The organism is Kitasatospora sp. NBC_01560 (genome assembly GCF_045208415.1).
GTDB lineage: Bacteria > Actinomycetota > Actinomycetes > Streptomycetales > Streptomycetaceae > Kitasatospora.
Map to the genome: position 1 here is coordinate 7152523 of NZ_CP109364.1, position 23093 is coordinate 7175615.

19 protein-coding genes are annotated in these 23093 nt (G+C 68.9%); 9 read left to right on the top strand and 10 right to left on the bottom strand.

Annotated elements, in window-relative coordinates:
• Positions 1–314: 314 nt before the first annotated feature.
• Complete coding sequence (locus tag OH807_RS31045; protein ID WP_406205509.1) at positions 315–1478, bottom strand: epoxide hydrolase family protein; 1164 nt, start codon at positions 1476–1478, stop codon at positions 315–317.
• Positions 1479–1738: 260 nt separating this feature from the next.
• Between OH807_RS31045 and OH807_RS31050 the strand changes: the two genes are divergently transcribed.
• Entirely contained in the window at positions 1739–2482 is a 744-nt protein-coding gene (locus OH807_RS31050; RefSeq protein ID WP_406205511.1) for a transposase, read from the top strand.
• 184 nt (positions 2483–2666) lie between these two features.
• Positions 2667–3389 carry a class I SAM-dependent methyltransferase gene (locus tag OH807_RS31055; RefSeq protein WP_406205514.1) on the top strand — a complete coding sequence of 241 codons (723 nt, stop codon included), beginning with the start codon at positions 2667–2669 and terminating at the stop codon, positions 3387–3389.
• 82 nt (positions 3390–3471) lie between these two features.
• Here the strand turns inward: OH807_RS31055 and OH807_RS31060 are convergent, their stop codons facing one another.
• Positions 3472–4419: a phosphotransferase gene (locus OH807_RS31060; RefSeq protein ID WP_406205517.1), complete on the bottom strand. Its 948-nt coding sequence runs from the start codon at positions 4417–4419 to the stop codon at positions 3472–3474.
• A gap of 87 nt (positions 4420–4506) precedes the next feature.
• Here OH807_RS31060 and OH807_RS31065 point away from each other — a divergent pair, with 87 nt between their 5' ends.
• The gene (locus OH807_RS31065; RefSeq protein ID WP_406205519.1) at positions 4507–4785 is read left to right on the top strand and encodes a Dabb family protein; all 279 of its coding nucleotides are present in this window, start codon (positions 4507–4509) and stop codon (positions 4783–4785) included.
• Positions 4786–4900: 115 nt separating this feature from the next.
• Here the strand turns inward: OH807_RS31065 and OH807_RS31070 are convergent, their stop codons facing one another.
• Entirely contained in the window at positions 4901–6010 is a 1110-nt protein-coding gene (locus OH807_RS31070) for a pyridoxal phosphate-dependent aminotransferase (RefSeq protein WP_406205522.1), read from the bottom strand.
• Complete coding sequence (locus tag OH807_RS31075; RefSeq protein ID WP_406205525.1) at positions 6007–8052, bottom strand: radical SAM protein; 2046 nt, start codon at positions 8050–8052, stop codon at positions 6007–6009. The genes OH807_RS31070 and OH807_RS31075 overlap by 4 nt, the downstream gene beginning before the upstream one ends.
• A 259-nt stretch (positions 8053–8311) precedes the next feature.
• Between OH807_RS31075 and OH807_RS31080 the strand changes: the two genes are divergently transcribed.
• From OH807_RS31080 to OH807_RS31100, 5 genes are all read left to right on the top strand, one after another.
• A complete protein-coding gene (locus OH807_RS31080; protein ID WP_406205528.1) occupies positions 8312–9238 on the top strand; it encodes an alpha/beta hydrolase in 927 nt (308 codons plus the stop codon).
• Positions 9239–9373: 135 nt separating this feature from the next.
• Positions 9374–9640 (top strand): acyl carrier protein, encoded by a 267-nt coding sequence (locus OH807_RS31085; protein WP_406205531.1) that lies wholly within the window; start codon positions 9374–9376, stop codon positions 9638–9640.
• Between the two features lie 12 nt (positions 9641–9652).
• Positions 9653–10783 (top strand): nucleotidyltransferase family protein, encoded by a 1131-nt coding sequence (locus tag OH807_RS31090; protein ID WP_406205534.1) that lies wholly within the window; start codon positions 9653–9655, stop codon positions 10781–10783.
• Between the two features lie 45 nt (positions 10784–10828).
• Positions 10829–12445: a class I adenylate-forming enzyme family protein gene (locus OH807_RS31095; protein ID WP_406205536.1), complete on the top strand. Its 1617-nt coding sequence runs from the start codon at positions 10829–10831 to the stop codon at positions 12443–12445.
• A gap of 84 nt (positions 12446–12529) precedes the next feature.
• Entirely contained in the window at positions 12530–13888 is a 1359-nt protein-coding gene (locus OH807_RS31100; RefSeq protein WP_406205539.1) for an aldehyde dehydrogenase family protein, read from the top strand.
• An 87-nt stretch (positions 13889–13975) separates the two neighbouring features.
• Here the strand turns inward: OH807_RS31100 and OH807_RS31105 are convergent, their stop codons facing one another.
• From OH807_RS31105 to OH807_RS31130, 6 genes are all read right to left on the bottom strand, one after another.
• The gene (locus OH807_RS31105; RefSeq protein WP_406205542.1) at positions 13976–15373 is read right to left on the bottom strand and encodes a cation:proton antiporter; all 1398 of its coding nucleotides are present in this window, start codon (positions 15371–15373) and stop codon (positions 13976–13978) included.
• A complete protein-coding gene (locus OH807_RS31110; protein ID WP_406205545.1) occupies positions 15370–16107 on the bottom strand; it encodes a cupin domain-containing protein in 738 nt (245 codons plus the stop codon). The genes OH807_RS31105 and OH807_RS31110 overlap by 4 nt, the downstream gene beginning before the upstream one ends.
• Positions 16104–17651: a hypothetical protein gene (locus OH807_RS31115; RefSeq protein WP_406205548.1), complete on the bottom strand. Its 1548-nt coding sequence runs from the start codon at positions 17649–17651 to the stop codon at positions 16104–16106. Before OH807_RS31115 ends, OH807_RS31110 begins: the two co-directional genes overlap by 4 nt.
• Before the next feature lie 121 nt (positions 17652–17772).
• Positions 17773–19791, bottom strand: coding sequence for a hypothetical protein (locus OH807_RS31120; protein WP_406205551.1), 2019 nt, complete (start codon positions 19789–19791; stop codon positions 17773–17775).
• Between the two features lie 192 nt (positions 19792–19983).
• On the bottom strand, positions 19984–20169 hold the full coding sequence (locus tag OH807_RS31125) for a hypothetical protein (RefSeq protein WP_406205553.1): 186 nt from the start codon (positions 20167–20169) through the stop codon (positions 19984–19986).
• Positions 20170–20377: 208 nt separating this feature from the next.
• Entirely contained in the window at positions 20378–21457 is a 1080-nt protein-coding gene (locus OH807_RS31130; protein ID WP_406205556.1) for a TauD/TfdA family dioxygenase, read from the bottom strand.
• 772 nt (positions 21458–22229) lie between these two features.
• Here OH807_RS31130 and pyrH point away from each other — a divergent pair.
• Positions 22230–22994 (top strand): UMP kinase, encoded by a 765-nt coding sequence (pyrH, locus tag OH807_RS31135; RefSeq protein ID WP_406205560.1) that lies wholly within the window; start codon positions 22230–22232, stop codon positions 22992–22994.
• Positions 22995–23093: the final 99 nt, after the last annotated feature.

The window sequence follows — 23093 nt, forward strand, 5'->3', positions numbered from 1 at the left end:
GCGGCATTCGCGCGAACGGTGCTGGCCAAGCCCGCCCGGATCCCGGCCTCCCTCGCCAAGGCGGCTCGCGGCTCAGCCCCTGGCGGCCTCGTCGGTCGCCGGCGCCCACCCTCCATCCGGCGCTCGGCCGGACCGGGCGCCCGCCGACGGGGCGGGACGAGGTGATCCTGCTCCACCCGCGGCGGGAGCCACGTGTGGGATGTACACGCTCCGGGCAGCACGGCTTGCCGTTGCCTCCGCCCCGGCCGTCCCCCTGGGAATTGATCCTGTGAAGCCCGGGAACTACCACCCCGCTGCCTGGAGATAGCCGCAGGTCAGCGGAGTGTGTCCGTTTGCCTGAGCGGGCGGAAGAACGCGCGGATGTCGGCCGCGACGAGCTCGGGTTCCTCGTTGGCGACGAAGTGGCCGCCGGAGGGCAGGTCGTGCCAGTAGCGGATGTCCGTGTAGGTGCGATCGGCGAGTGATCTGGGCATGCCCAGATCACCGACGCCGACCGTGATCCCGGCCGGGACGGTGAGCACGGGCAGCGGCAGCCTGCGGTCCCCGCGCTGGTCGAAGTACGGACGGAAAGAGGACCCGATGGTGCCCGTCGCCCAGTAGAGCATGATCGTGGTCAGGAGCTCGTCCTTGCTGAACCGGCGCTCGACGTCACCGTCGCAGTCGCTCCACTCCCGGAACTTCTCCACCAGCCACGCGGCCAGCCCGGACGGTGAGTCGAGCAGGGCCGCGGCGAGTGTGTCGGGGCGGGTGGACTGGAGCTCGGCGTATGCGGTGGCGTTGTCCCATTTCGCTGCCGACCAGGCCAGGAACTCCCGCTCGGCGGCGGTGAGGTCGCCGCTTCGCTCCACCGGCGGGTATGCGGCCTGGGCCACGTGGATCCCGACGACCTTGTCCGGGTGCCCGGCGGCGAGCCAGTGGCTGACACTGCTGCCGATGTCTTCACCGTACGTACCGAAACGCCGGTACCCGAGCACCTCACTCATCAACCGGGCCCAGGTCTCGGCGACCGCCGGACCAGTCACCGGGCCGTTGCCGGACGGTGTGGAGAAGCCGAACCCCGGGAGTGACGGCACCACGACGTCGAACGCGTCGCCGGGGTCACCACCGTGTGCTACCGGATCGGTGAGCAGCGGCACGAGCGGCAGCATCTCCGCGAACGAGTACGGCCACCCGTGCGTCACCACCAGGGGCAGTGGTGCGGGCCCGCCCGCCGTACGGACACCGGGTACGTGGACGAAGTGGACGGTCTGCCCGTCCACATCGGCGAGGTACTGCGGGAACGAGTTGAGCCAGCCCTCACGTGCCCGCCAGTCGAAACCGGCCACCCAGTAATCGAGCAGCTCGCGAAGGTAGTCCGGGTCTGTCCCGGCCGACCAGCGGGCGGCGCCCGGGGAACGCACCGGCAGACGGGTCCGCGCCAACCGGGCCCTGAGATCGTCGAGCACCGAGTCGGGAACATCGATCGTGAAAGGCTTCATTCCCCCAACCTAATGCCGGTAGGTGACACCCCGTCCGGTCCGCCTCGGACGGAGACGGGCGCCTTCACGCTGCCGCGGGCGGTTGCGAAAAATCAGCGGACCCCACATGGACGGGTCGACGTACGGGGAGCCAGGGACGACGACACCCGCATCGGCGTGGATCTTGAGTACCAACGCGCGGCCCTCGGCCAGCGGGTTCATTACTGACCCACGCTCCTACTGACTTCGGCGCGTCAGGGTGAACTGTCCAGAAGTCCCTGATGGGTGTGGTGCGGTGGCTGTATCTGGTGGTGTGTGAGATATGCGGATGGGGGCGGGCTGACCGCTGCGGGACGGGTGCGCCGGGAGGCTTTGAGCGGGACGAGGTGGCCGTCGCCGCGTGGAAGGAGGTGACCTGGGAGGAGGTGAAAGCGTGCGGGCGGCCTGCGGGGGGTTACATCTGCTTCGAGGACGGGGCAGGCTTCGCCCGCCGTCCGCCCAGAGGACGCACCTGGGGCCGGCGCGGCCGTACTCCGGTCGTGACGGTCAGCAGCCGCCGCTCGGGGCGCCTGTCGGTGGCCGGGCCGATCGCGATGCGACCTGGTTCCCGGGCCCGGCTGTGCCGTCGGCTGATCACCCACCCCGCGGGCAAGGGCAAGCGCCGCAGCATGGGCGAGCGGGACTTCATTGCCCTGGTCGACGGAGTGCACTACCTCGTCAAGGCGCCGATCGTGCTGGTCTGGGACCGTCTGAACGCCCATGTCTCCCACGCCATGCGCGAGTTGGTCGCCCAGCGCGCGTGGCTGACGGTCTTCCTCCTTCCCGCCTACTCACCCGATCTCAACCCCGTCGAGTGGGTCTGGGCACACGTCGGACACAGCCTGGCCAACCTCGCCGTCATGGCCCTCGACCGACTCGAAGCACTTGTCCGAAATCGGCTCAAACGCCTCCAGTACCGACCCGACACCCTCGACGGCTTCATAGCCGGCACCGGCCTGACCCTCGACACCCCAACATCACCCTGACAAGCCGAAGTCGGTAACGCTCGTGTCTCAGAGCGGTCTTGGCGGCCGTGTCGATTCGACGTGAGGGGCGAGGCAGGCGATGGCCGCATGGTGGTTCCCGCGCGGCGGTCGGCTGCCTTCCTTGCCGAGGCTTTCCGCGTGCCTGCCAGGGCGGGCCGTGAGACGTTGTTAGGGTTCCGACGCGATGACAGACACCTGGGACACCATCGCCGACTGGTATGTCGAGCTCCTGCGTACCGGCTCCGCCATGCACACGTTCAACTGTGACGTTCTGCTCGACTTGCTGCCCGAGCGGCTCGACGACACTCGGGTCCTCGACATCGGGTGCGGTGAGGGGGTTATCTCTCGTGCCACGGCCGCCCGTGGTGCGGCTGTGGTCGGGATCGACCCGTCGGCGCGGATGATCGAACATGCCCGGGCCGCCGGGGGAAGTCCACCCGGCACGGTGGCGTACGCCATCGATGACGGGTGCGTCCTGAACACCATCGCCGACAGCTCGGTCGACTGGGCTACCGCCGGACTGGCCCTCAACAACGTGCCCGATTTCGATGCCGCGCTCGTGGCGGTGCGCCGGGTCCTGCGGTCCTCCGGTCGCCTGGCGTTCACGATTCCGCACCCCTGTTTCGAGGCGCCCCGGGCGACCTGGACGCAGAGTTCGGGCGGTGCTGCCCGCAGGGTTGTCGGTGACTACCGCGCCGAGGGCTTCTGGCGGTCCGACGATCCTCAGGCAGTCCGGCGAGCCGGCAACCAGCATCGAATGATTTCCACTTACCTGTCCGCTCTCGTCCGGCACGGGTTTCTGATCGAGGCCGTCACCGAGCCGGCCCCGAGCGCCCAGGTGGTTGCCGGGAACCGGCGACGTGCTGGGCTTCCGCCGTTCTTGGCTCTCCGGGCTCGGTGCGGTTGAGCAGCGGTTGAGCAGGACCCACGCGCAGCGGCCGCCAAGTGGGGGTGGTTGGGCCCGTCCGGCAACAGCCGCCCGACTGGTTCTACCGTCGCCGCCTCCTGCGCGCGAAGGAGCCGGCCCGCAGGGCCAGTTGCGGAACCACGGGGAGCACGCTGGCGACGTGCGGAGAGCGGGCCCGCAGCTGATCGGTGAGGATCAGCAGGAAGTGCAGCAGGGAGACGATGGGCAGCAGGGCCAACTGGGTGGAGTCGGGACGGATACCGGTGCCGTTCAACTCTTCCTGATAGGCGGAGCCCACGCTCCGGACGAAGCCCTCGGGAGCGAGTTGGAGCCGTCCCGCGGAATCACGGGTCGGGGCGGCGAGCGCCGCGAGGTCGAGCAGACGGACGTCCACGCGGCTGAACTCGAGGTCGATCAGCTGGAGGCCGTTCGGGCCCTGGAGGAGGTTCTCCAGGTTGAGATCGCCGTGCAACAAGCCGAGGGGGAACGCGAGGACCTCCTCCATCCTGCTGACGGCCAGATCGAACGCCGCACCGACCAGCGCCGCTTCCGTCGGCGGAAGCAGGCCGGTCAGCTCAGGCAGCAGCTGGAGCTCATCAAGCCGGGAACCAGCGTGCAGCAGGTGACCGGGCCGGGCGAGCGCCAGGTGGAACCGGGCCAGGACCGTTCCCAACTCTCGGCTGAAGCGCTGGTCGCCCACAGCATGACGGGGAGGCGCGAGGCCTTGGAGGTACTCCTGAGCTGTCCAGGCGCAATGCGCCCCGGGTGGGTGGAGGACGGGTGCTCCGCCCAGCGCCACGACCCTGGCGACCTGGTGGAAGCCGGCGGAGGCCAGGGTCGTGAGTGCCGAGGTCTCGGCGGCGGCCATGGCTAGCCGTCGTGACCCCTGCCACCGCTTTACGACGACGTCGAGCTGTTCGGTGGTGACTCGGGCCAGGTTGCGCGACCCCCACGATCCGGACAGGCTCTGTTGGCGCGCATCCGCAGGGGTGCCGGGCAAGCTGGAGACCACCTCTGGCGGGACGAGCACGAGTATCCTCCTTCGAACGGCAGACGTTGATCGGGCGGTAGGGACCCACTGGTCACGGGTGCCGCCGCACGCCAGATGGAGGTATTGATGCTGCGTCACATAGTCTTGATCAAGACCGACTGCCCGCATGAGGTCGATCGCCTCGTCGCCGCCGTTCCGGGATTCATCGGGAGGGTCCCCGGGCTGCTTCAGGTCGAGGTGGGACGGGACCGCACCGGTCTCACCCGGGGGTACGACCGGGGTTTCGTGATGACTTTCGACGGACCGGACGGCCTGGCGGCATGGGATGTCCATCCGGATCACGATCCCATCAGGTCCGCACTGATGGCCGTGTCGGAGATGATCGTGTTCGACTACGAGGTCTGACACATGGGGTTCGGACACTCTCCGGCGAGCGGAGGCGAGGTCCGCCCGCCGGAGAGCTTCGCACCGTGACTCGCGCACCCGGGTCGGTCCGTCGGCGGGAGTCGTCGGACGGACCTCAGCGCTCCGCAGGTCGCAGACCCGCCTCCTTCTTCTCCTGGGCGGAGCGGACGACGGAGGTGAAGACCTCCACGAACGGTGCCATCTGCTCCCAGGGGCCCACGGTTATTCTGAGATAGCGCTCGTAGGGCACCGGTAGACCCGCGCTGACCTCGTAGCCGGCCTTCCACAAGTCCGCTGCGAGCGCGGCGCGTTCCAACCCGGTCGGAAGTCGTACGAGAAGCGATGCCGACTCGCCGCCGACCGTGTCGAACCCGCGCTGGGAGAGTTCGGCCTCGAACCTGACCCGGGCTGCTCTGACGCTCGCCACGTAGGTCTCCATGATCTCCGGGTGGTCGAGCAGGTAGGCGACGATGCGGGCCGACACGGAGCTGATCTCATGGCGCGGCTTGAGCTTCCACAGCTGTTCGATCACCTCCGGAGCGCCCACCATGACCCCTACCCGGACGCCGGCGACTCCGAAGGCCTTGGAGAAGCTGCGGGCGACGACCAGGTTGTCGTAGGTGTCCAGGAGCGGCAGCGCGCTGACGCCGCAGTAGTGGAAGTAGACCTCGTCCACGAGGACGAGCGCTCCGTGCCGCTGAGCCTGTTCGACGACTGTGGTGATCTGGTCGAGGTCGAGACTGGCGCCCGACAGGCTGTTCGGATTGACCAGGACAACCAGCTTGGTGGCGGCTCGTATGCTCGACGTGAGCGAGGGGAGGTCCGCTCCGAACGCCGCGTCGTAGCCGATCTCCACGGCGGTTGCGCCGTAGAGCCGGCAGAACTGCGAGTACCGGTGATACGTCGGACTGACGTAGACGACCTCGTCCCCGGGGCCGATGTACGCCTGGAACAATGAGTTGATGCCCTGATCGGCGCCGTGGCAGAGCAGCACGGCGTCCCGGTCGACGCCGAGGTGAGCGCCCACCTTCTGATACACACCCTCCAGTTCGGGCAGTGCGGTGAGTTCTTCCGGGGTGATGCCGGAGAGCATCTCCTCGACGACCGAGTCCGGCAGCGGGGCCGTTCGCTCGTTGTGACCCAGGCGGACGATGTTCCCGACGCGGTTGGCGGCGGCGGTACGGGGCGGACGGAAGTCGGCGACGTTCCGATTCGGCTCGATCACAGGGACACCTTCCGTAGGGTGTGGTCGCCCGCCCGGATCAGCTCTGCCTGCCTGTCGGGTTCCGTGGAGTTCTCCTGGATCCGCGCCACCTTGGCCTGGTAGCTGAGCAGCCCGAAGTACCAGTTCTCGATGGGGTAGCGCCACAGTCCCGCCGGGTGGTCGATGGTGTAGACGAAGCGGCCGGGGGTGAGCTGACGGCTCTCACCGTGCTTGACGCTGAGGAAGTCGTAGGCGAAGGTGCTCGTTCGCACGTAGCGTTCCTCGACGCTCTCCTGCTCCTCGCGGATGCGGCTGTCCATCACAGGGTAGGTCTCCGCGTCGAACCTCAGCGCCTCCCGAAGCACCTCGACCTGGGCGCCTTGTTCCGCCAGCGCGGAATGGACGGTGGCTTCGAGGTACTGGTGCACCATGTCGAGCAGGCCTGCGCGGTCCCGCTTGAGGGTGAGCCAGACCTCCGTGAGACTCTGCCGGTGGGTGGTGAGCGGGGACCGGTAGTACTTCTTGAAACGTTGGGCGACCGGGTGGTCCGTGTTCAGGACCCAGTCGGCGAGGCCTTCGATGGTCCGGTGGTACGGCACGCCGGCGACCGACCACGCGACCCTGGGGTAGAGCCGGAACAGGATGCCGCCCACTTTGAGGATGTTGTTGGAGATGATGAACCTCAGGCCGGCGAGGAAGTCGTCTGCGGTCATCTGTGCGTGCTCGACGCAGTACGCGTAGTCGGTGTCGGGCTCGACCTTCGTCGTGACGATACCCAGCACCTCCTGGCTGCGGTGGTACTCGGTGTTCGGCAGGATGTAGAGGGGATACACCGACAGCGCGTCGGTGTACTCCGCCAGGTCGTCGTAGGATCGCAGGAACTCCTGGTAGGTCTCGCCGGGAAGCCCCCAGATCAGCTCGCCACGAGGGACCACACCGTGCTGTCGGCAGAGACGGGCGATCTCGCCGATCTTGTTGATCTTCATATTGGCGCGGTTCGCCAACTGCAACGCAGACTCGGTGGTGGACTGCAGAGCCAGCGTGTACGTACTGTGGACGCCGCCCTTGTTGAGTTTCGCGCAGAGCTCGACGATGCGCTGGTTGGAGTTCTTGGCCCAGTTCGTGTGGACGGTCTTGGGAAAGCCGTACTCCTGGCGCAGGCGCACGATCTCGTCCACGATGTCGGCGTCCTGTCGTAGGATGCCGAAGTTCGCATCGCAGATGTACCAGGAGTCGATCCCGCGGGCGGCGAGCAAGGTCATCTCGGCCTTGAGCCGATCGTAGGAGAAGCTGTGCAGTCGCTGGCCGACGGCCTGTCCCCAGTAGCAGAACGAACAGTGGTACGGGCAGCCCCGGTTCGTCTCCAGCAGTGCGGTTTCGCAGGAGTCCAGGAACTCGTCGAGGAGGCCGTGCAGGTAGGGCGACGGTATCTCGTCCAGGTTCGCGAGTCGCTCTCGGTCGGGTGTGGTGACCATCTCGCCGGTCTTCGTCCGGAAGCTCAGGCCGGGGACATCGGCGAGGTCCGGGTCGCGCCGGTCGACGAGGCAGCGGAGGAGGATGTCCCTGAAGGTCTCCTCGCCCTCGCCGTTGACGAGGATGTCGGCGTACGGCCGGCTTGCGAAGAAGTCCCGCCCCTGATGCGACACGTGGTTGCCACCGTAGACGATGGTCGCATCGGGATTCAGTGTGCGTACCCGCCTGGCGATCTCATCGGCCACCGGAACGGACCAGCCCTGGCAGGAGATCGCCAGCACGTCGGGAACACCGGCCCGGACTATTTGGTGCAAGAGCCGGTCGATTCCGCTCTGGGCATGCTCCAGGACGAGTGATATTCGGACCCGGCGACGGATCTCCTCGTCTTTGGCCGCATAGGCGGCGAGATAACCGGCGGCGAGTGGAAGATAAGCCTGCTCGCCGGTCAACTCCAGCAGACACGCGTGGAGGTCTTTGCCGGTTTCGTCCATTATGGCCTTGAGGTCCACGAGATCCCCCGTATGTCCGGTTCGGCGGTTGGGCCGGCGCGAGACCGATCGGCGCGGCGCGGTGTGCCGGTCGGCGGGCATGCCGAATTCACAACCATTCAGGGCGGCCGTTTCAAGGTCATGAGCATACTGACTTGATCGTGGCGTGTCGATGTCCTTCGGTTACATATTGGCTCACCTGGGCTTTCTTCGGATGGGCGCCAATTGATCATTGGATGCTCTGGACGAAAGGGCGTGGGCGGGCACATGATCGTGCATGTACCCGATGGGACCAGGGCGTCAGGAGGTTCGTGCGATGCCAACGGGGGAAGTTGCACAGGGGGACTTGTGGGCGTCGTCGGTGCTGGACCGCCTGCCTGAAGTGGGCGTGAGACTGGGCGGGTTGCCGCTCTCCACGGCTGCGCCGCACAGGCGGCTGTCGATGCTGGAGCCGAGCCGGGCGCTACTGGCCGGTCCGGTCGTCGTCTACCTGCCAGGTCGATGGTGCAACTCCCGGCTGTGGGCGGTCGAGGAGCCCCGGTCGGATCTGCGCGTCGCTCTGGCGGCGGCCGGGTATCCCACCGTGACCGTCGGCTACCGTTCCTCCGAGGTCGACGGCGAGGCGCTCACTCCTGGCCGGATCGCGACCGTGCGGACCAGGCACCTGTTGGCCGACGTGGCACTCGTGGTCGCCTCTGTACGACGGGAGTTGAAGCAAAGGCCAGTCGTTCTGTGCGGATTCAGCATGGGGGCGACGCTCGCCTTCCTGGCCGCGGCGGACCTTCCGGTCCAGGGAGTGGTGGCGATGGACGGTGGGCTTCCGGACGGGCTGACTGACAGTCATGACCTCGTTCCGACAGGCGTGCTGGCCAATCCGAACCGTCATCACCGGCATGTCCGCGGTGCGCTCGCGCGGATATCCGCACCCGGCACGCCGGCGGCCGTCAAGGATCGGCTGCGCTGGCGGCTGGCTCAGGACCGGTGGTGGCCGGCAGCCCAAGTGAGCGAGATCCGCTCGGGATTGGGCGACGATGCTACCGTTCTGGGCGACCGGCTGCGGGATGTGACCTGTCCGATCCTCTGCTTCGCTGCGGATGACCGCGACCCGCTGGACGGGCTGCGGGCTCCGCGCACTGCCGGTCGCACCCGGGCTCGGCAGGTGCGCACGGTCAAGCTGAGCGGCTGGTGCCACGAGGAGGTGGCCACCATGCCGCGCTCGCAGGATGACGGATTGTTTGCGCACCTGGACGAATTCCTCCAACAGTTCGGTGCGCACCGCGGCGACTAGGATCTCGGGGCCGGCCGTCGCCGACCCCGAGCAGCTGCAAACGAGCTTTTCCGTGGAGCGCCTCGGCTGCCGCCGCACGGCTGCTTCGACCAGGTATCCGCTGAGACAATCGTGCATGGTGAGGTCGATTCCATAATGAGCACCAACGAAATACGTGAGATCATCGCGCAGGCGATCGGTATCGTGACCCGGGATCCGTGGCCGGTCGAGAATTGGGACGAGGAATCGGCACTCCGCTCGCTGGGAATCTCGTCCCTGATGCTCTTCCAGCTGGTCTCGGAGCTGGAGCGACTGGGTGGATTCCGGTTCGACGACGCGGACATCGACTCGGCCAATTTCAGGACCTTGGGTCAGGTGGCCGGGCTGCTGTCGCGGTACCCGGTCGAATCGCCGGCGCGCTGACGGGGGATGGGAATGGCTGAAGAACTCGGTGGGGCGGAGCGGGAGCTGATCCTCGCGTGTCTCGTGCGGGACCCGGCGCTGGACGCCCGGATCTGCGAGCTCGCGGGGGAGGCTCTGGCATGGAGCGACCTCTTCCTGGCCGCGCTCTGGCACAAGGTCGCCTTTCTCGTCTATACCCGTCTCCAGACCACGGGTGCCCTGGACCTGGCACTGGTCGAAGGGAACCTCCACCTGCTGCTGTTGAACCACTGGAAGCAGCTCCAGAAGGTGAACGCCCTCCGTAGCGAGCTCTACGCCACGGCTGCCGTCGAGATCTGTGCGATCGCCGAGCAGGCCGGAGTGGATCTGGCGGTCTCGAAGGGCGGGATCGCGATGTTCGGCAGGGAGTACAGCCGGATCGAGCGCAAGACCTACGACGTCGACTTCATCGGCCGGCGGGACGAGCTTCGCGGCATCGAGGAGGTGTTCCGGCGGGGAGGCTTCGCCTACGGCGAGTACTCGCACAGCCGGGAGGCGATCCTTCCTCCGCGCCAGGACGACCTGCGCAAGTACCTGTTTCAGGGCCGCGGGTTGCCCAACCTGTTGCGGAAGGTCGATTCCGGCCCGGTGGACTACCTGGTCGCCCAGGTCCGCTTCCGCGTCGGATCCGGGACCACCCACGGGAACTGGGTGCCCGCCGAGCGGCTGCTCGAGCGGTCCGAGAGCCGCGAGGGCATCAGGGTCGTCAGCCGGCCGGACCTCGCGCTGCAACTCGCCCTCCACCTTCATCGTGAGGCCACCGAGATCGAGTACCAGTCGTGGAACCTCGACTGGAACCTGGTGAAGATCTGCGACTTCCAGCGCGTCGTCCAGGACCTCGGCGGACAGGCCGCGGTCGAGGAACTGGTCGAACGGGCTGCGGAGTTGGGCTTCACCTCGGAACTGGGCTTCGCTGCCGGCATCACGGCCCTGCTCTTCCCCTCCGAGGACCTCGACGGACTGCTGGCTCTGTTGGACAAGCCCCGCGGCTCCTCGGGCGGCCCGGGCCCCGCCCGTCCTGCTGTTGACGAGGCCACCGTTTGGCGGGCGATCTGGTCGGTCGGAGTGGACAGCAAGGCGCAGCGCGGAGCGTGGGTGCAGATCGCCGGCGCCAAGACGACCTGACCCGGCCCACGGGCAGGACCGGTGGGATCAGCGGAGAGGAACAGCATGACTCTGTCCAAGCCGGCAGCGGCACCGGCCGACTGGGTGGCCGCGCACGCCTACCACGGTCCACCTGTCCTGGCCGCAGCGCGGCCGCGGCACGGTTCCGTGGTCGGCGCGTTCGCGCACCGGGCCGCGGCACAGCCGTCCGCTCCCCTGCTCACCGAGGTGGTGAGCGGCGTGACGGGCGGTCGGGCCGTCGGCCGAACGGTGACCTACAGCGAGGCACTGACGCAGGTACGCGCGCGTGCCGCGGCCTTGTCGTCCCTCGGTGTGGCCTCGGGCACGCGCCTGGGCCTACGGCCGCTGAACGACATCGACAGCTTCGTCACCATCCTGGCCACACTCTGGACCGGCGCCGCGGTCGTGCTGGCGAACCCGCGGGACGCGGACACCCGGGTCGCCGAGCAGTACCAGCGAGTCGGGGCGGTCGACTACCGAACGCTCCAGGAGCAGGTTGCGGCCCGCGAAACCGGCCGTCCGGGCCTGGCCGGCCGTCCCGTCCCGGCCGCGGCGGCCGACGACATCGCGGTGGTCGTCTTCACCAGTGGATCGACCGGGAGGCCACGGGCGGTCGCGCAGAGCCACCGCGGCATCCTCGCCAACGTCGCCGCGGTGGCGGCGCACCATCGACTGGGGCCGGGCACCCGACTGTTCGCCTGCCTGCCACTGTTCCACGTCAACGCACTCGAGTTCACCGGCTTCGCGTCCGCGATCGCCGGTGGCCGGCTGTTCATGGCTGACACCTTTGAACCGCTCTCCTATCTGAGCGCCGTCTCGGCGACCGCGGCGCACATCGCCAGTGCCGTGCCGAGCATCCTCTCGACCGTGACGGAGCGCTCGGGCGGCGCACCCGACCTCTCCCAGCTGCGGTACTTCGTATCAGCCGCCGCGCCGCTGGCGGCGCCGACGGCGCGCAGGGTTCACGAGCGGCTGGGGAAGCGGATCGTGCAGGGCTACGGGCTCAGCGAGGCCGCCAACTTCTCCTGCCTGATGCCGCCGGATCTCGACGATGCCGGCTACGCGCAGCTGATGACGGAGGCGGAGATCCCGGCGGTCGGTCCCGCTCTGGCGGGTAACGAGGTCGCGGTGCTGGGAGCCGACGGTCTTCCCGTGCCGCCCGGGGTCACCGGCGAGATCGTCGTTCGTGGCCCCAACGTGATGATCGGCTACCTCGGCGACGTGGCCGCCACTGCGGAGGCGCTGCGCGGGGGGTGGCTGCACACGGGCGACCTGGGCCGGGAGGTGGTGGGCACTGCCGTCGGCGCCCCGGTCTTCCAGGTCACCGGGCGGGCCAAGCACGTGGTGAAGGTTGCGGGCCACACCGTCGGGCTTGAGGAGGTGGAGCGCGTCCTCCTGGGTGTCGACGGAGTTCGGGCTGTGGCGGCGGGCAGCGCCGTGGACCGGACGGCCGGGGAGGTGCTCGGCATCCTGGCCGTCCGGGAGTCGGCCCGGGTCGACGCGGCAGGTCTGCGCGCCGCGATCGAGGAGCGCCTCGGCCCTGACTACGTGCCGCGGCTCGTCCGCTTCGTCGACTCCTTGCCCTTGCTCGCGAACGGCAAGCTCGCCCGCCTTGAGGTGTCCCGGTTGTTGCGGCACGAGGCCGACCCGGGGTGCGGCTGACCGACCAGAGGTTCTGACGACGGATACGCAGACCCGTGGCACGGCACGTGGACGTCCGGCCCGGGCTAGTGAAGGGGGCCCAGAATGCTGTCGAAGGAGAATGTCACGTGCCTCACCGATCCTCGGACCGGATCGGAGCGGGGACGGCTGGACAACGGCGGGGAGCGCGACGTGGCGGTCGCGGTCGCGGCCTCCCGTACGGCGCAACCCGCGTGGGGTTCGCTGGTGACCCGGGAGAGGTCGGCCCGGTTGCTGCGCCTGGCGGCGCTGATGAGCGAGTACGCCGCGCAGTACGCCGAGGCGGAGCGGGCGGGGACCGGCAAGCCGCTGGCTGACGCGGTGGCTGAGGTCCAGCAGTGCGCCGACGTCCTGAGCTTCTACGCGGGCGCCACTCGCGCCGACCTTGCGCCGGCGGCCGGCGGCCGGTTGCCCGGGCGGGAGAGCTGGGTCCGCTGGGAGCCACTCGGCGTGGTCGCGGCCGTCGTGCCGTGGAACTACCCGCTGCTGATGGCGATGTGGCGGTGTGCACCGGCGCTCGCCGTCGGCAACACCGTCGTCCTCAAGCCGGCCGAGACCACGCCGGACTCCGCGCTGCTGCTTGCGGATCACGCGAGGGAGTGCCTCGGGGCCGACGTCCTGCGGGTGTTGCCCGGTGACCGGCGGACGGGCCGGCTGCTGGTCGCGAGTCAGGTCGACATGGTGGCCTTCACCGGGAGTCAGCGCGCCGGCCTCGACATCGCGGCCCGGGCGGGGCTGAGGAGGGTGAGCCTCGAGCTGGGCGGGAACTGCGCGGCCATCGTGCTGCCGGACGCTCCCGTCCACACCTATGACGCGTTGGCCGACGCCTGCACCTACAACGCCGGCCAGAGCTGCGCTGCGCCCGCCCGGGTGATCACCCTCCGCGAGAACCACCAGGAGGTCGTCGAGGGGCTCGCAAAGGCGATGGTCGGGCGTCGGGCCGGCGTTCACTTCGGCCCGTTGAACTCACCGGCGCAGGCCGCCAGGTACGACCGGCTCGTGACGGCGACCGAGGCCGGCATCCGGTACGCCGGACAGATCGGAGCTCGGGCAGAGGAGAGCGGTGGGTACTGGCGACCGAGCCTGCTGCTCGCGGATCTGCCCGCGGACGCCCCGGCCGTGACCGAGGAGGTGTTCGGTCCCGTGCTGACAGTTCAGCAGGCGGACGGTGTGGAGGAGGCCGTCCAGCTGGCCAACGGGGTTCCGCAGGCCCTGGCCGCGAGCGTCTGGGGCGACTCGGTCGGTCGTGCGTTGTCCGTGGCCGCCCGGTTGAACTGCGGTGAAGTGTGGGTCAACTGTCACCTGGAACAGACGGCGGAGCTACCGCACGGGGGCCGTGGCGGCTCGGGGCACGGGACCGATCTGAGTGTTCTCGCGCTGGGCGAGTACCAGCGCCCCAAGACCGTCACGGTGCATCTGGGCTGAGGCCGGGGCGCACGGAGGTCGGGCTCGTTGAGGCCGGGTCGGACGAGCGCGACCGCCGTGCGCCCGACAGCGGGGCATGGTCCTCGGTCAGTGGGCAGGTGTGCTGGGTACGCCGGCCCGGTCGTTCTCGGCGACGGAGCGGTCACGTTGCCGCAGACCCTCCTCGGCGGTCTGCTCGATCCGACGAACCGCCTGGTTGAGGACCGGTGGTGCCATGGCCGAGGTCGTGATGGCGATCAGGATGATGACGGTGTACATGTCGGTCGTGAGCACGCCGAGCCGGAGTCCCGCGGTGGCGATGACGATCTGGATCACTCCTCGGGCGTTCATACCGGCACCCAGGGCGAGAGCCTCCCAGCGGTTCAGCCGGCCGACGAGTGCGCCCAGGAACGCTCCGCCGAACTTACCGATCACGGCGACAAGGAGTACGGCGGCGCCGGCGAGTGCCACGGATGGGTGCCGGAGTGAGGCGAGGTCGATCCGCAGGCCGGCCGAGGCGAAGAAGAGAGGGGCGAAGACGGCGAGCACGACGGTGCGAAGCGGGGCCAGTCGGCGTACCACCTCCTGTCCGGTGGTGCCGATCAGGGCACCGGCCAGGAAGGCACCGAACATGGCTTCCAGGTTGAGCGCTTGGGTGACGGCCGCACTGCCCAGCAGGAGCGCGGCGCCCGTGGCGATCGGCACGGCGGGCTCCCGGGAGGAGGCTGCCTTCCGCATCAACCGGCCAACCAGCCGGCGTCCGACGGTCCCGGCGACCAGAACGACGAGGATCGCGCGGCCGAGGCCCAGGACCGCGTTCCCGTAGTCGAGCGGACCGACCGCCATGGCGGAGACCACCGACAGCAGCAGCCAGCCGATGACGTCGTCGACGATGGCGGCAGTGATGATCAGTTGGCCGATGTTGCGATGCAGGAGGTTCATGTCCGTCAACGTCTTCGCGATCACCGGCATTGCGCTGACGCACAGCGCGACGCCGAGAAAGATCGCGAAGACCGTCCGTCCGGTGGCTGCCGGTATCAGGGAGTCCGGTAGCAGGTATCCGGTCGCGACTCCGAGGGCGAACGGGACGACGAGGCCGAGCAGCGCGACGTTCAGGGTGCTGCGGCCCCTGCGCCGGACCAGTGCGAGGTCGACTTCCATCCCGGTGATGCCGACCAGCAGGATGACACCGATCTGACCGACCGCGTCCAGCAGGTGAAACTGTTCGGGTATGGCTGGCAGTAGTCGGTCCGAGAGCTCCGGGGCGATGTGGCCGAGTACCGAGGGACCGAACAGTACGCCGACGGACAGCTCGCCGACGACCGGCGGCATGCCGATCCTGGCGGCAGCTCGACCGCAGAGCAGGGCGAGTGCCAGCAGGACACAGATCTGGGTCAGGAGGAGAAGCAACTGGTGGGTCGGCAGGGCGGAGACGGGCAGGGCGAGCGACGCGGGCCCTGCGTGCTGCGGAGGCGGACCGAGTGGGAGCGCCGACAGTCCGGTCACCGTTCGCCGGCCTGCTCGGCGGCGGTGGCCCCGCGGAAGGCGACGGGTGCGTGGGTGCAGCCCAGCGCTTCGAGCTCCTCCGGTCGCTCGCCGACGACCTGGCAGATCTCGCACCTGAGCAGGCGATCGGGACCGAGCAGCGCGGTGAACGGCATAAGCAGCTGCCGTTCGGCGCTGTCGAGCGCCCGGTGCGACGTCCCGACGGACAGCAGCACGTGGTCGGTGATGGCACCGACTGCGTGCGGCACCAGACCGTTGACCATGTAGACCTGGCCCGGCCTGGTCTCCCTGATCTCGCCGGCGGCCGTGATCGTGCCGTGGCCGCCGATCACGAAGAGCAGGTGATCACCAGGATGGGTGTGCGGGGCGAAGCCCTCGCCGCCCGGCACCTGGATGACATCGGCACCGAGAAAGCCGTTGGACAGCAGGGGGCGTCCGGTGGCTGCCACGGTCTTGGCGATGGCTGTGTCGCCCGGCCGTAGGTCGACGTCCAGGTGCTGGGTGGTCCCGGTGCGGCCGCGGTCCGACGCCCAGTCGCGCAGCACGACGGCGGGGTCCTGGTGGCCAAGCCCGGTGTGGGCCTGCGGCTGCGTGAACCGGCCCTTCGACCGGCGCTCCAGGAGCACCAGGAACTCCTCGACCGCCGCCGCTGCGGCGGCCGGCTCCAGAGTGAGCAGACGGGAGCTCAGCAGGGCGAGCAACTCGTCGGAGAGGGGAAGGCCAAGCTCGATCATGAGGTCGCTCTCTCTGCTGTGAGGATCTGTTCGGCCGGCCGGGCCGACCGTGGGGGCAACGCAGGGGAAGCTTTGCGGGGCCGTTCGGCCGACCGCTTCTGGAGGTCTCTGACCACCTCGCAGAGGAACTCCGCGTCGACCAGGCCCGTCGGTTCGGCCACCCCTGCGCCGAGGGCGGCGGCGGCCTCGACGATGGCGACCCCGGTCAACGTGGTGAAAGCGTCGAAGTCCGGCTCACTCACGCCCTCGGCATAGTGGAGGTTGATGGCATGGCCGTCGGCGAGGACCGTGACCTGCCGACCGTCGAGCCGGTAGCGGGTGCCGACCGCGCGCACCGGGCTCCTGTCGGCCAGACGGTCGAGTGTCGCGATCACCGGCAGCAGATCCTGGGACGACAGTGCGCACAGCACGACGTCGTGACTCAGCCGCATGACATCGGTCCAGTCGACGGATCGCTCCCCGGAACAGCCGAAGACGTACCGCACCGAGGAGGCGGCCGCATCGGCAAGGCTGGGGAACACCGGGAAGCCGGCGGCCTCTGCCGCCTGGCGGGCCGACGGCAGCGGGTCGATCACCCGGACCTCCAGGCCGAGTTGCGCGAGCATCGCGGCCACCCAGCGGCCGAGCTGTCCGTATCCGACGACCAGGCACTCCTCCCCGTCGGTCGGTTCATGACGTACCAGCTCGCGGAAGCGGTACACGCAGCTCGCGGCGATCGTGCGCGACATCGCCGCTTTCACCGAGGTGCTGGAGAGATTGACGGCCCGTTCGAGCAGGGCCGCCCGCCGAAGGACCCGGATGCCCTTGGCGGTGGTCTCCAGCACGGCGAGGCGCTCGGGTGGGATCGCGGAGCGCAGTACCTCCAGCGCCAGGTCTCCGCCGTCGTCGACCACCACGACCGGGCCGGAGCCGCTCACCTCGGCGAATTCGTCCAGCCGGTCGGTGAGTTCGTCCATCGAGTCCAGTACGGTCAGACCCCAGGAGCGCAGATGGGCGACGACCCGGTGCCGGTAGAAGGTGGCATCGGGTTTACCGATGACCACCGTTCGAGAGGGCTGTAGGCCGAGCTCCAGCAGACCGGCCAGCAGATTCACCTTCTCCAGCAGCAGGTGCTCCCGGAAGACCAGGGTGATCTCCGAGAGGTCGTTGTGCGACCGGGTGTAGGTGTCGAGCATGGCGGCGACCAGCGGGTTGAGTGCGGCGAGGTCCGCTTGCTCGCCCCGGGTGAACGGGGCGAGCACCTGCGCGGCCACCTCCATGGCCGACTCCGCGTCGGGTTGCAGTGCCCCGGTCTGAACGAGTCCCCAGACCTCGTGCCGGTCCAGCTCGCCGAAGAGGGGCGTGGCCGACTCCTGGAAACCGGTGGGTCCGGCGGCCGGGTCGCTGGTCGTCACGGTCAACAGCACTCGGGGAGCGGACACCTGGGTGCTGGCCGGGTGGAATGTCGCCATCGCGGGGTGGTGCACGGCGAAGCCCGCGCTGTGGAGGGCGTTCGCGGTCCGTTCCAGCAGCGTGGCCAGCTCCGCCGCGGTGCAGTGAACCATGCCCAGGTGAACCAGGCGGTACGAGCCGGCCGGAGCGGTCTCCCCTGTCAGCGTCAGGACTGCCGACCGCCGGCCGGAGCCGGGGCCCCGGGCCGGACGGCCCGGCTGGCCGGCGGTCGGCTCAGGAGTCATGGTCCGGCCTCGAGCGAATCACTGTGACGGGCCGCTTCAGTGTCCACATCTCCCCCTGGAAGGTGATCGGAGCGCTCAGGAAGTAGACGCCTCCGGGCGCGTCGGGCGGAATGGGCACCTCGAACTCGAGCTCGGGGAAGGTCTCGCACCCCGGGCGGAGGAGTAGTTCGGCGATCTCGCTGCCGGGGCCCATGTCCCACGGAAGGTGATCGAAGGTCACGCGCGCCGCTAGCTGCGAGAACCCGGTCATCGGGGCTTGAAGGGAGCCACGGAGCCGGTACCTGACGGTCTCGCCCTGCCGGCAGTCGTCCGGCCCCTCCAGGTAGAGGTCGCGGACTGCCGCCGAGGTGTCGCGTACGGGCCCGCAGCCGTCGCACTCGACCCGGCGCCTGTTGTGGTGGGCGAGCACCAGCTCGATGTCGGAATAGCTCAGTCGTGAGCCGCAGTAGTGGCAGCGACCCGGTAGCTCTCCCTGACCGGCGGTCACCGCCTCCCGGTGGTAGAGGTACCCGATGCCGGAACCGAAGGTCTCGCAGTAGGTGTTCAGGAAGTCGAGCAGGCTGCGGTGGAGGGCGGACCATCGAGCGGATTCGGCTGCGGCCAGCTCGACCACATCGGTCCGGACCCCGTTGAGGAGCGGCTCCCCGCGGGAGAGGGCCGCCAACGCCACGGCGTGGTACTGCAGCTCGCCGACGACCTCGGCCACCAGGCCGTCCGGCACGGTGGGGGCGATGGCGGGGTCCTGGAGCCCGAGTGCGAGCAGCCTGAGCGACCCGGCCAGCCCGTCCGTGCTGCTCCACACCGAGCGGACGACCGCACCCGGTGAGCTGATCGGCCGTTCGTCGGGACGGCGGACGGTCAGCCTGCGCTCGGTGCTTCCGGTGTTGAGTACGACGGCGTGATCGGCGCCGGGGACCGTGTCGATCAGGAGCGTCCCGGGTTCCGTGATCCCGTCGGGCGCGTCCACGACCGAGTCCGGCTCGTCGAGGTGCCGGCGGTGGGGGATCAGGCTGATCGAGGCGGCCGGAACCTTCAGCTGCACCGGGGAAGGATCGGCCGCCACCGGGGGATCGGCGTCCCGGGACGGATCGAGTCGCCAGGCGGGGTCCCCGAGCAGCAGCCACGGAGCTGCCTCGCTGTGCCGGACAGCCGCCCGGTTGAGGCTCAGCACCACATCCCCCAGGCAGTGGTTGGATTCGATCAGGGCCAGCGCGTAGAGGAGCAACGAGTCGTCGGTCTCGACCACGCGATAGGTGGTCAGCAGGTTGCGGACCCCACGGCCACGCAGGAAACCCTGGGCCAGAGCGTGCTCCGGCTCGTAGACCCACCCTGCCGCCGGCATCCCGAAGCACGTCTGCCAGACCAGGGTTTCTGCCGTGATGCCGTGCGGGCCGATGGTGGGGGGTTCGACCAGTACTCCGTCCTGCCGCTTGCCCCGGATGCACGGACCGCCGTTGCCGCAGGGTGCCGCGCGGCCGGCCTGGTCGACGACCCGTTGGTCGGCCAGTGGGCACAGCACCATGCCGGTGAGCCGGGCGTCGAGCCCGTTACCGTGGGTGGCCATGCCGACGACACGGTGCCCCTTTCCCAGCTCCGGGAGCAGGGAGGGGTCGTCGTCGGCGCGGATCAGGAAGTCCTCGCTGCCTCCCGGCGTCACGCCGGAGAACCCGAACTGACTGAATGCCATCGTCCCCGGCACAGGGACGTGCGCGTACGTGGTGAGCTTCTCCAGCTGTGCGGCGACGGTGCGCTCGCCGCCCCAGGTCGCGAGGAACCCGATCTGCTTCCCCGCTGTGGCGGCGGCCAGCGAGATCCGGTGCAGGTCCTCGTTCCGGCACCGGGAGTCGGGCGCCACCAGCAGGTGTTCCGCGGTCGCCTGCGCGATCGCCTGCGGAAGGTCCTGGTTGGTGGCGGTCCGGACGGTCGCCTGTTTCCACTCCGCGGGCAGGTCGTCGAGAATCCGGTCCGAGTCGCCCGCCAGGACGACGCCGGTGCGGAGAGAATCCATGACCTCAACCATTCAGAGAGATAAGGACCGGGGCATGGTGGGCGACCCGGAACGGAGGTGCGGACGGTCGCTCGTCGGGTTCACGTGGTGGCCCTGCCCGGTCGATGCGGGGCAGGGCCACCACCAGTGTTCCGACTACCGTGGGTCAGCCTTCCCGAGACGGCGGAAGGCTGACCGCACGGTCGGGTCGGCCTACCAGAAGCAGAACGCCCCGGGGCCGGCCGCCGGGGCGCTGTTGGCCCCCGGCGCCGCGCACACCGACGGCGCCGCGGGGGCGGCCTGGGCGGTGGCGGCCGAGGTGGCCACCAGCATCGCGGCCGCGACACCGGCGACGACGCCGGCACCGAGGACCTGCTTCTTGATCCGCTCGATATCCATTTGCGAGGATCCCTTCTCGTGGTGGAACGCGTTCAGCGGGCTGGACGCGTTCCGCTGGACTTACCGTCCTTGGCCCGTGACCTGTGGCCCGGACCAAGCCATGGTGGGCTGCCGGGCAGCGCCGTACAGCGGATTGCCGGGCCGCCCTGACGGGGCCGGCTTTCGCGGCGCGGCCGGAGCGAGCCGGCGTAGTGGCTTCGGGTGGGAGCTACGAGATCCGGAGGTTGGCGCCGGCCTCGGCGTCGAACTGCCACACGCCCTCCTGGTCGAGGAAACGCGGGAAGAGTTCCGCGTACTCGCGCTTGATCGTCAGCCCGGGGGCCTGTCGCGGCGTGGTGAACTCCGGGGAGATGGAGTACCACTTCCGCGCGAGCCTGCGCGCAGGCATCTCCTTGTCGAGGTCGCCGAAGGCCGTTCGCCCGTGCGCGATCGGCGCGTTGCGGGTGATCACACCCTGGCCGGGTGAGGTGAAGTGGACGAAGCCCGAGCCGCCGGCCAGGGGACGCAGGACGCGCTGGATGTGGCGGCGGCCACGATCGACCTCGTCGCCGGCCCGCCAGGTGGTCTCGTAGCCCTTGTTGCCGGTCTGGATCAGCGACTGGGGCTCTCCACTGGTGTTGACGAACAGCACCGGCGCCTGGAGACGGAGACCGGGCCGCCCGGCCCGCCGTTGAACGGTCAGCGCATCGGGGTAGAAGAGCGCCCGGAAGGCTGCCGGGTCGGTCTCCGCCAGCGCCAACGCCGCTTGGGCCACGTTCTGGAAGTAGGTGAAGCCACCGAAATGCGGGGCGATGTCAGCGTGGATGATGGTGGTGGCGACCGATCCACACGAACCCATGCCCGCCTGGTGCGCGTAGAGGTCGTCGGAGCCGGTGACGCCGGAACCGCCCTCGTCGTACACCTCGACGATCCCGTGGTCCGTGCCCAGCCGCTCGATGCGACGCTTCTTGCCGTCCTTCTCGTGGTCGAGCGGGTACCGCACCGGGATCTCGTCGACCAACTGCTCGGAGATGTCGAGGAGCATGTGGCCCAGCACCGGGGCGGTCTCGTGGTTCCGGACGATGTAGTACGCGGTGCCGAAGGGACCGTAGAAGGCCTCGCGGATCGCCGACCTCTCCGCCGCCGACAGCTGGAGGAAGTCGTCGATGATCACAGGGGTCATGGGGATCGGGGGCTCTTCGAGGGCCTTCACCGCCTCGGCGGGCGAGTCATAACCCAGTTCCTTGAGCGCGAGCTCCACGAACTCGTCGGCCTGCTCCAGGAAGCGGGCCTCGACGGACTGGCTCACTGTTCCTCCATATGGACTCTCGCCAGCCGGAAGCCGGCTCGCGAACTGGTCATGGAAACCCGGGTGGGTGCACAGAGGCGTGACACCGACGCGACACGCCGATGATGGGCGGTGGGTCACCGGGGCGGACTTGTGGCGCGGCTCCACCGCACTCCTGGTGATCAGGTGATCCGGGCGCGTTGGCGTAGGGATGGCAACGCGGGAGCGATGGGGCACAGCTGATGCCTGATCAGCGATGGGAGGGCGTCGACCCGTCAGGATGCGCACGGACCGGTACGCCGTGAGGCGATCGGGCGATGGGAGCTGCCGACGCTCGCATTCGGGGTCGGCGATGGCTGGTCATGATGTCGGTCCACGTACAGTCCATGAGAGGACCGGCACGAACGATCAACCTAGTGACCTGGCTTCGTCACGTCAAGGGCTGTCGGCCGCCTGATGCGAACTGGTTGCTGACTGTCAGTCAGCATCTCCTGACGGTCAGCCAAGTGTGGCTGCTACGAGCCGAGTTGATCATGGCGGTTCAATGCGGAGCCGTATCCCGAGCGGGTTCGCGATCGATTTTCATGCTGGCGCTCTCTCGTTCGGGCGGTAAGCTGGGTGGCCGAGTGGGCCGGCGAGCGGATCGGGGGTCGCCGGCGGTATTCACTCGCATCGGTGAGCGGGGTCTACAGGCTGACGTCACGTCATCTGGCCAGCTCAAGGGCCATGTTCGAGCTGGCGTCCGAGGGGTGGCGGTGCCGGGGCGGGGAAACTTCTGGCTAGACTCGGGGGTATGACTTCTAGGCGTTACAAGCGAGTTGTTGTCAAGCTGAGTGGACGGGCATTCGCCGGGAGCGAGCCGCTGGGGCTGGACGCGGGAGCCCTGGCCCACGTTGCCGACGAGCTCCTGGCCGCCCGCGAACTCGGCATCGAACTCGTGGTCGTCGTGGGTGGCGGCAACTTCTTCCGCGGCAATACCGCGCAGGAATGGGGCATCGAGCAGGCGGAGGCCGACAATGTCGGGATGCTCGGTACTGTCATGAACGGAATTCTCCTGCGCGGTGTTCTCAAGCAGCGCGGACTGGAGGATGTCCGGCTGATGACCGCTCTTCCGATGCCGGCCATGGCGGAGCCCTTCATTCGACTGCGTGCGCTCAGGCACCTCGAGCGCAATCGGGTCGTACTCCTGGGCTGTGGAATCGGCCAGCCGTACGTCACGACCGACTATCCCGCGGCGCAGCGTGCCGTGGAACTGGGCGCGGATGCCATTCTGCTGGCCAAGCACGGCACCGACGGTATCTACGACCGGGACCCGCGCAAGGACCCGGCCGCGCAGAAGTTCCTCGCCCTGGGCTACCAGGACATTCTTGAGAAGGACCTGCGCGTCATGGACCAGTCGGCGATCCTGCTGGCCCGTGAGCACAATATTCCGCTGCACGTCTTCGATTTCGAGGAGAAGGGTGCCGTCACGGCCATCTGCTCGGGTGAGGACCGTGGGACCCACGTCGCTTCCTTCACGACCACGACGATGTCTCCGGTGGTCGCCCAGGCCAACTGATTCCGCTCGTGCACCGGGGCCGCCCGCCCCGTCGGATGCCTTGCCGGCGTATGCGTGCCGGGAGTCGTGAACTCCCCTACGCACACGTTGCAAGGCATT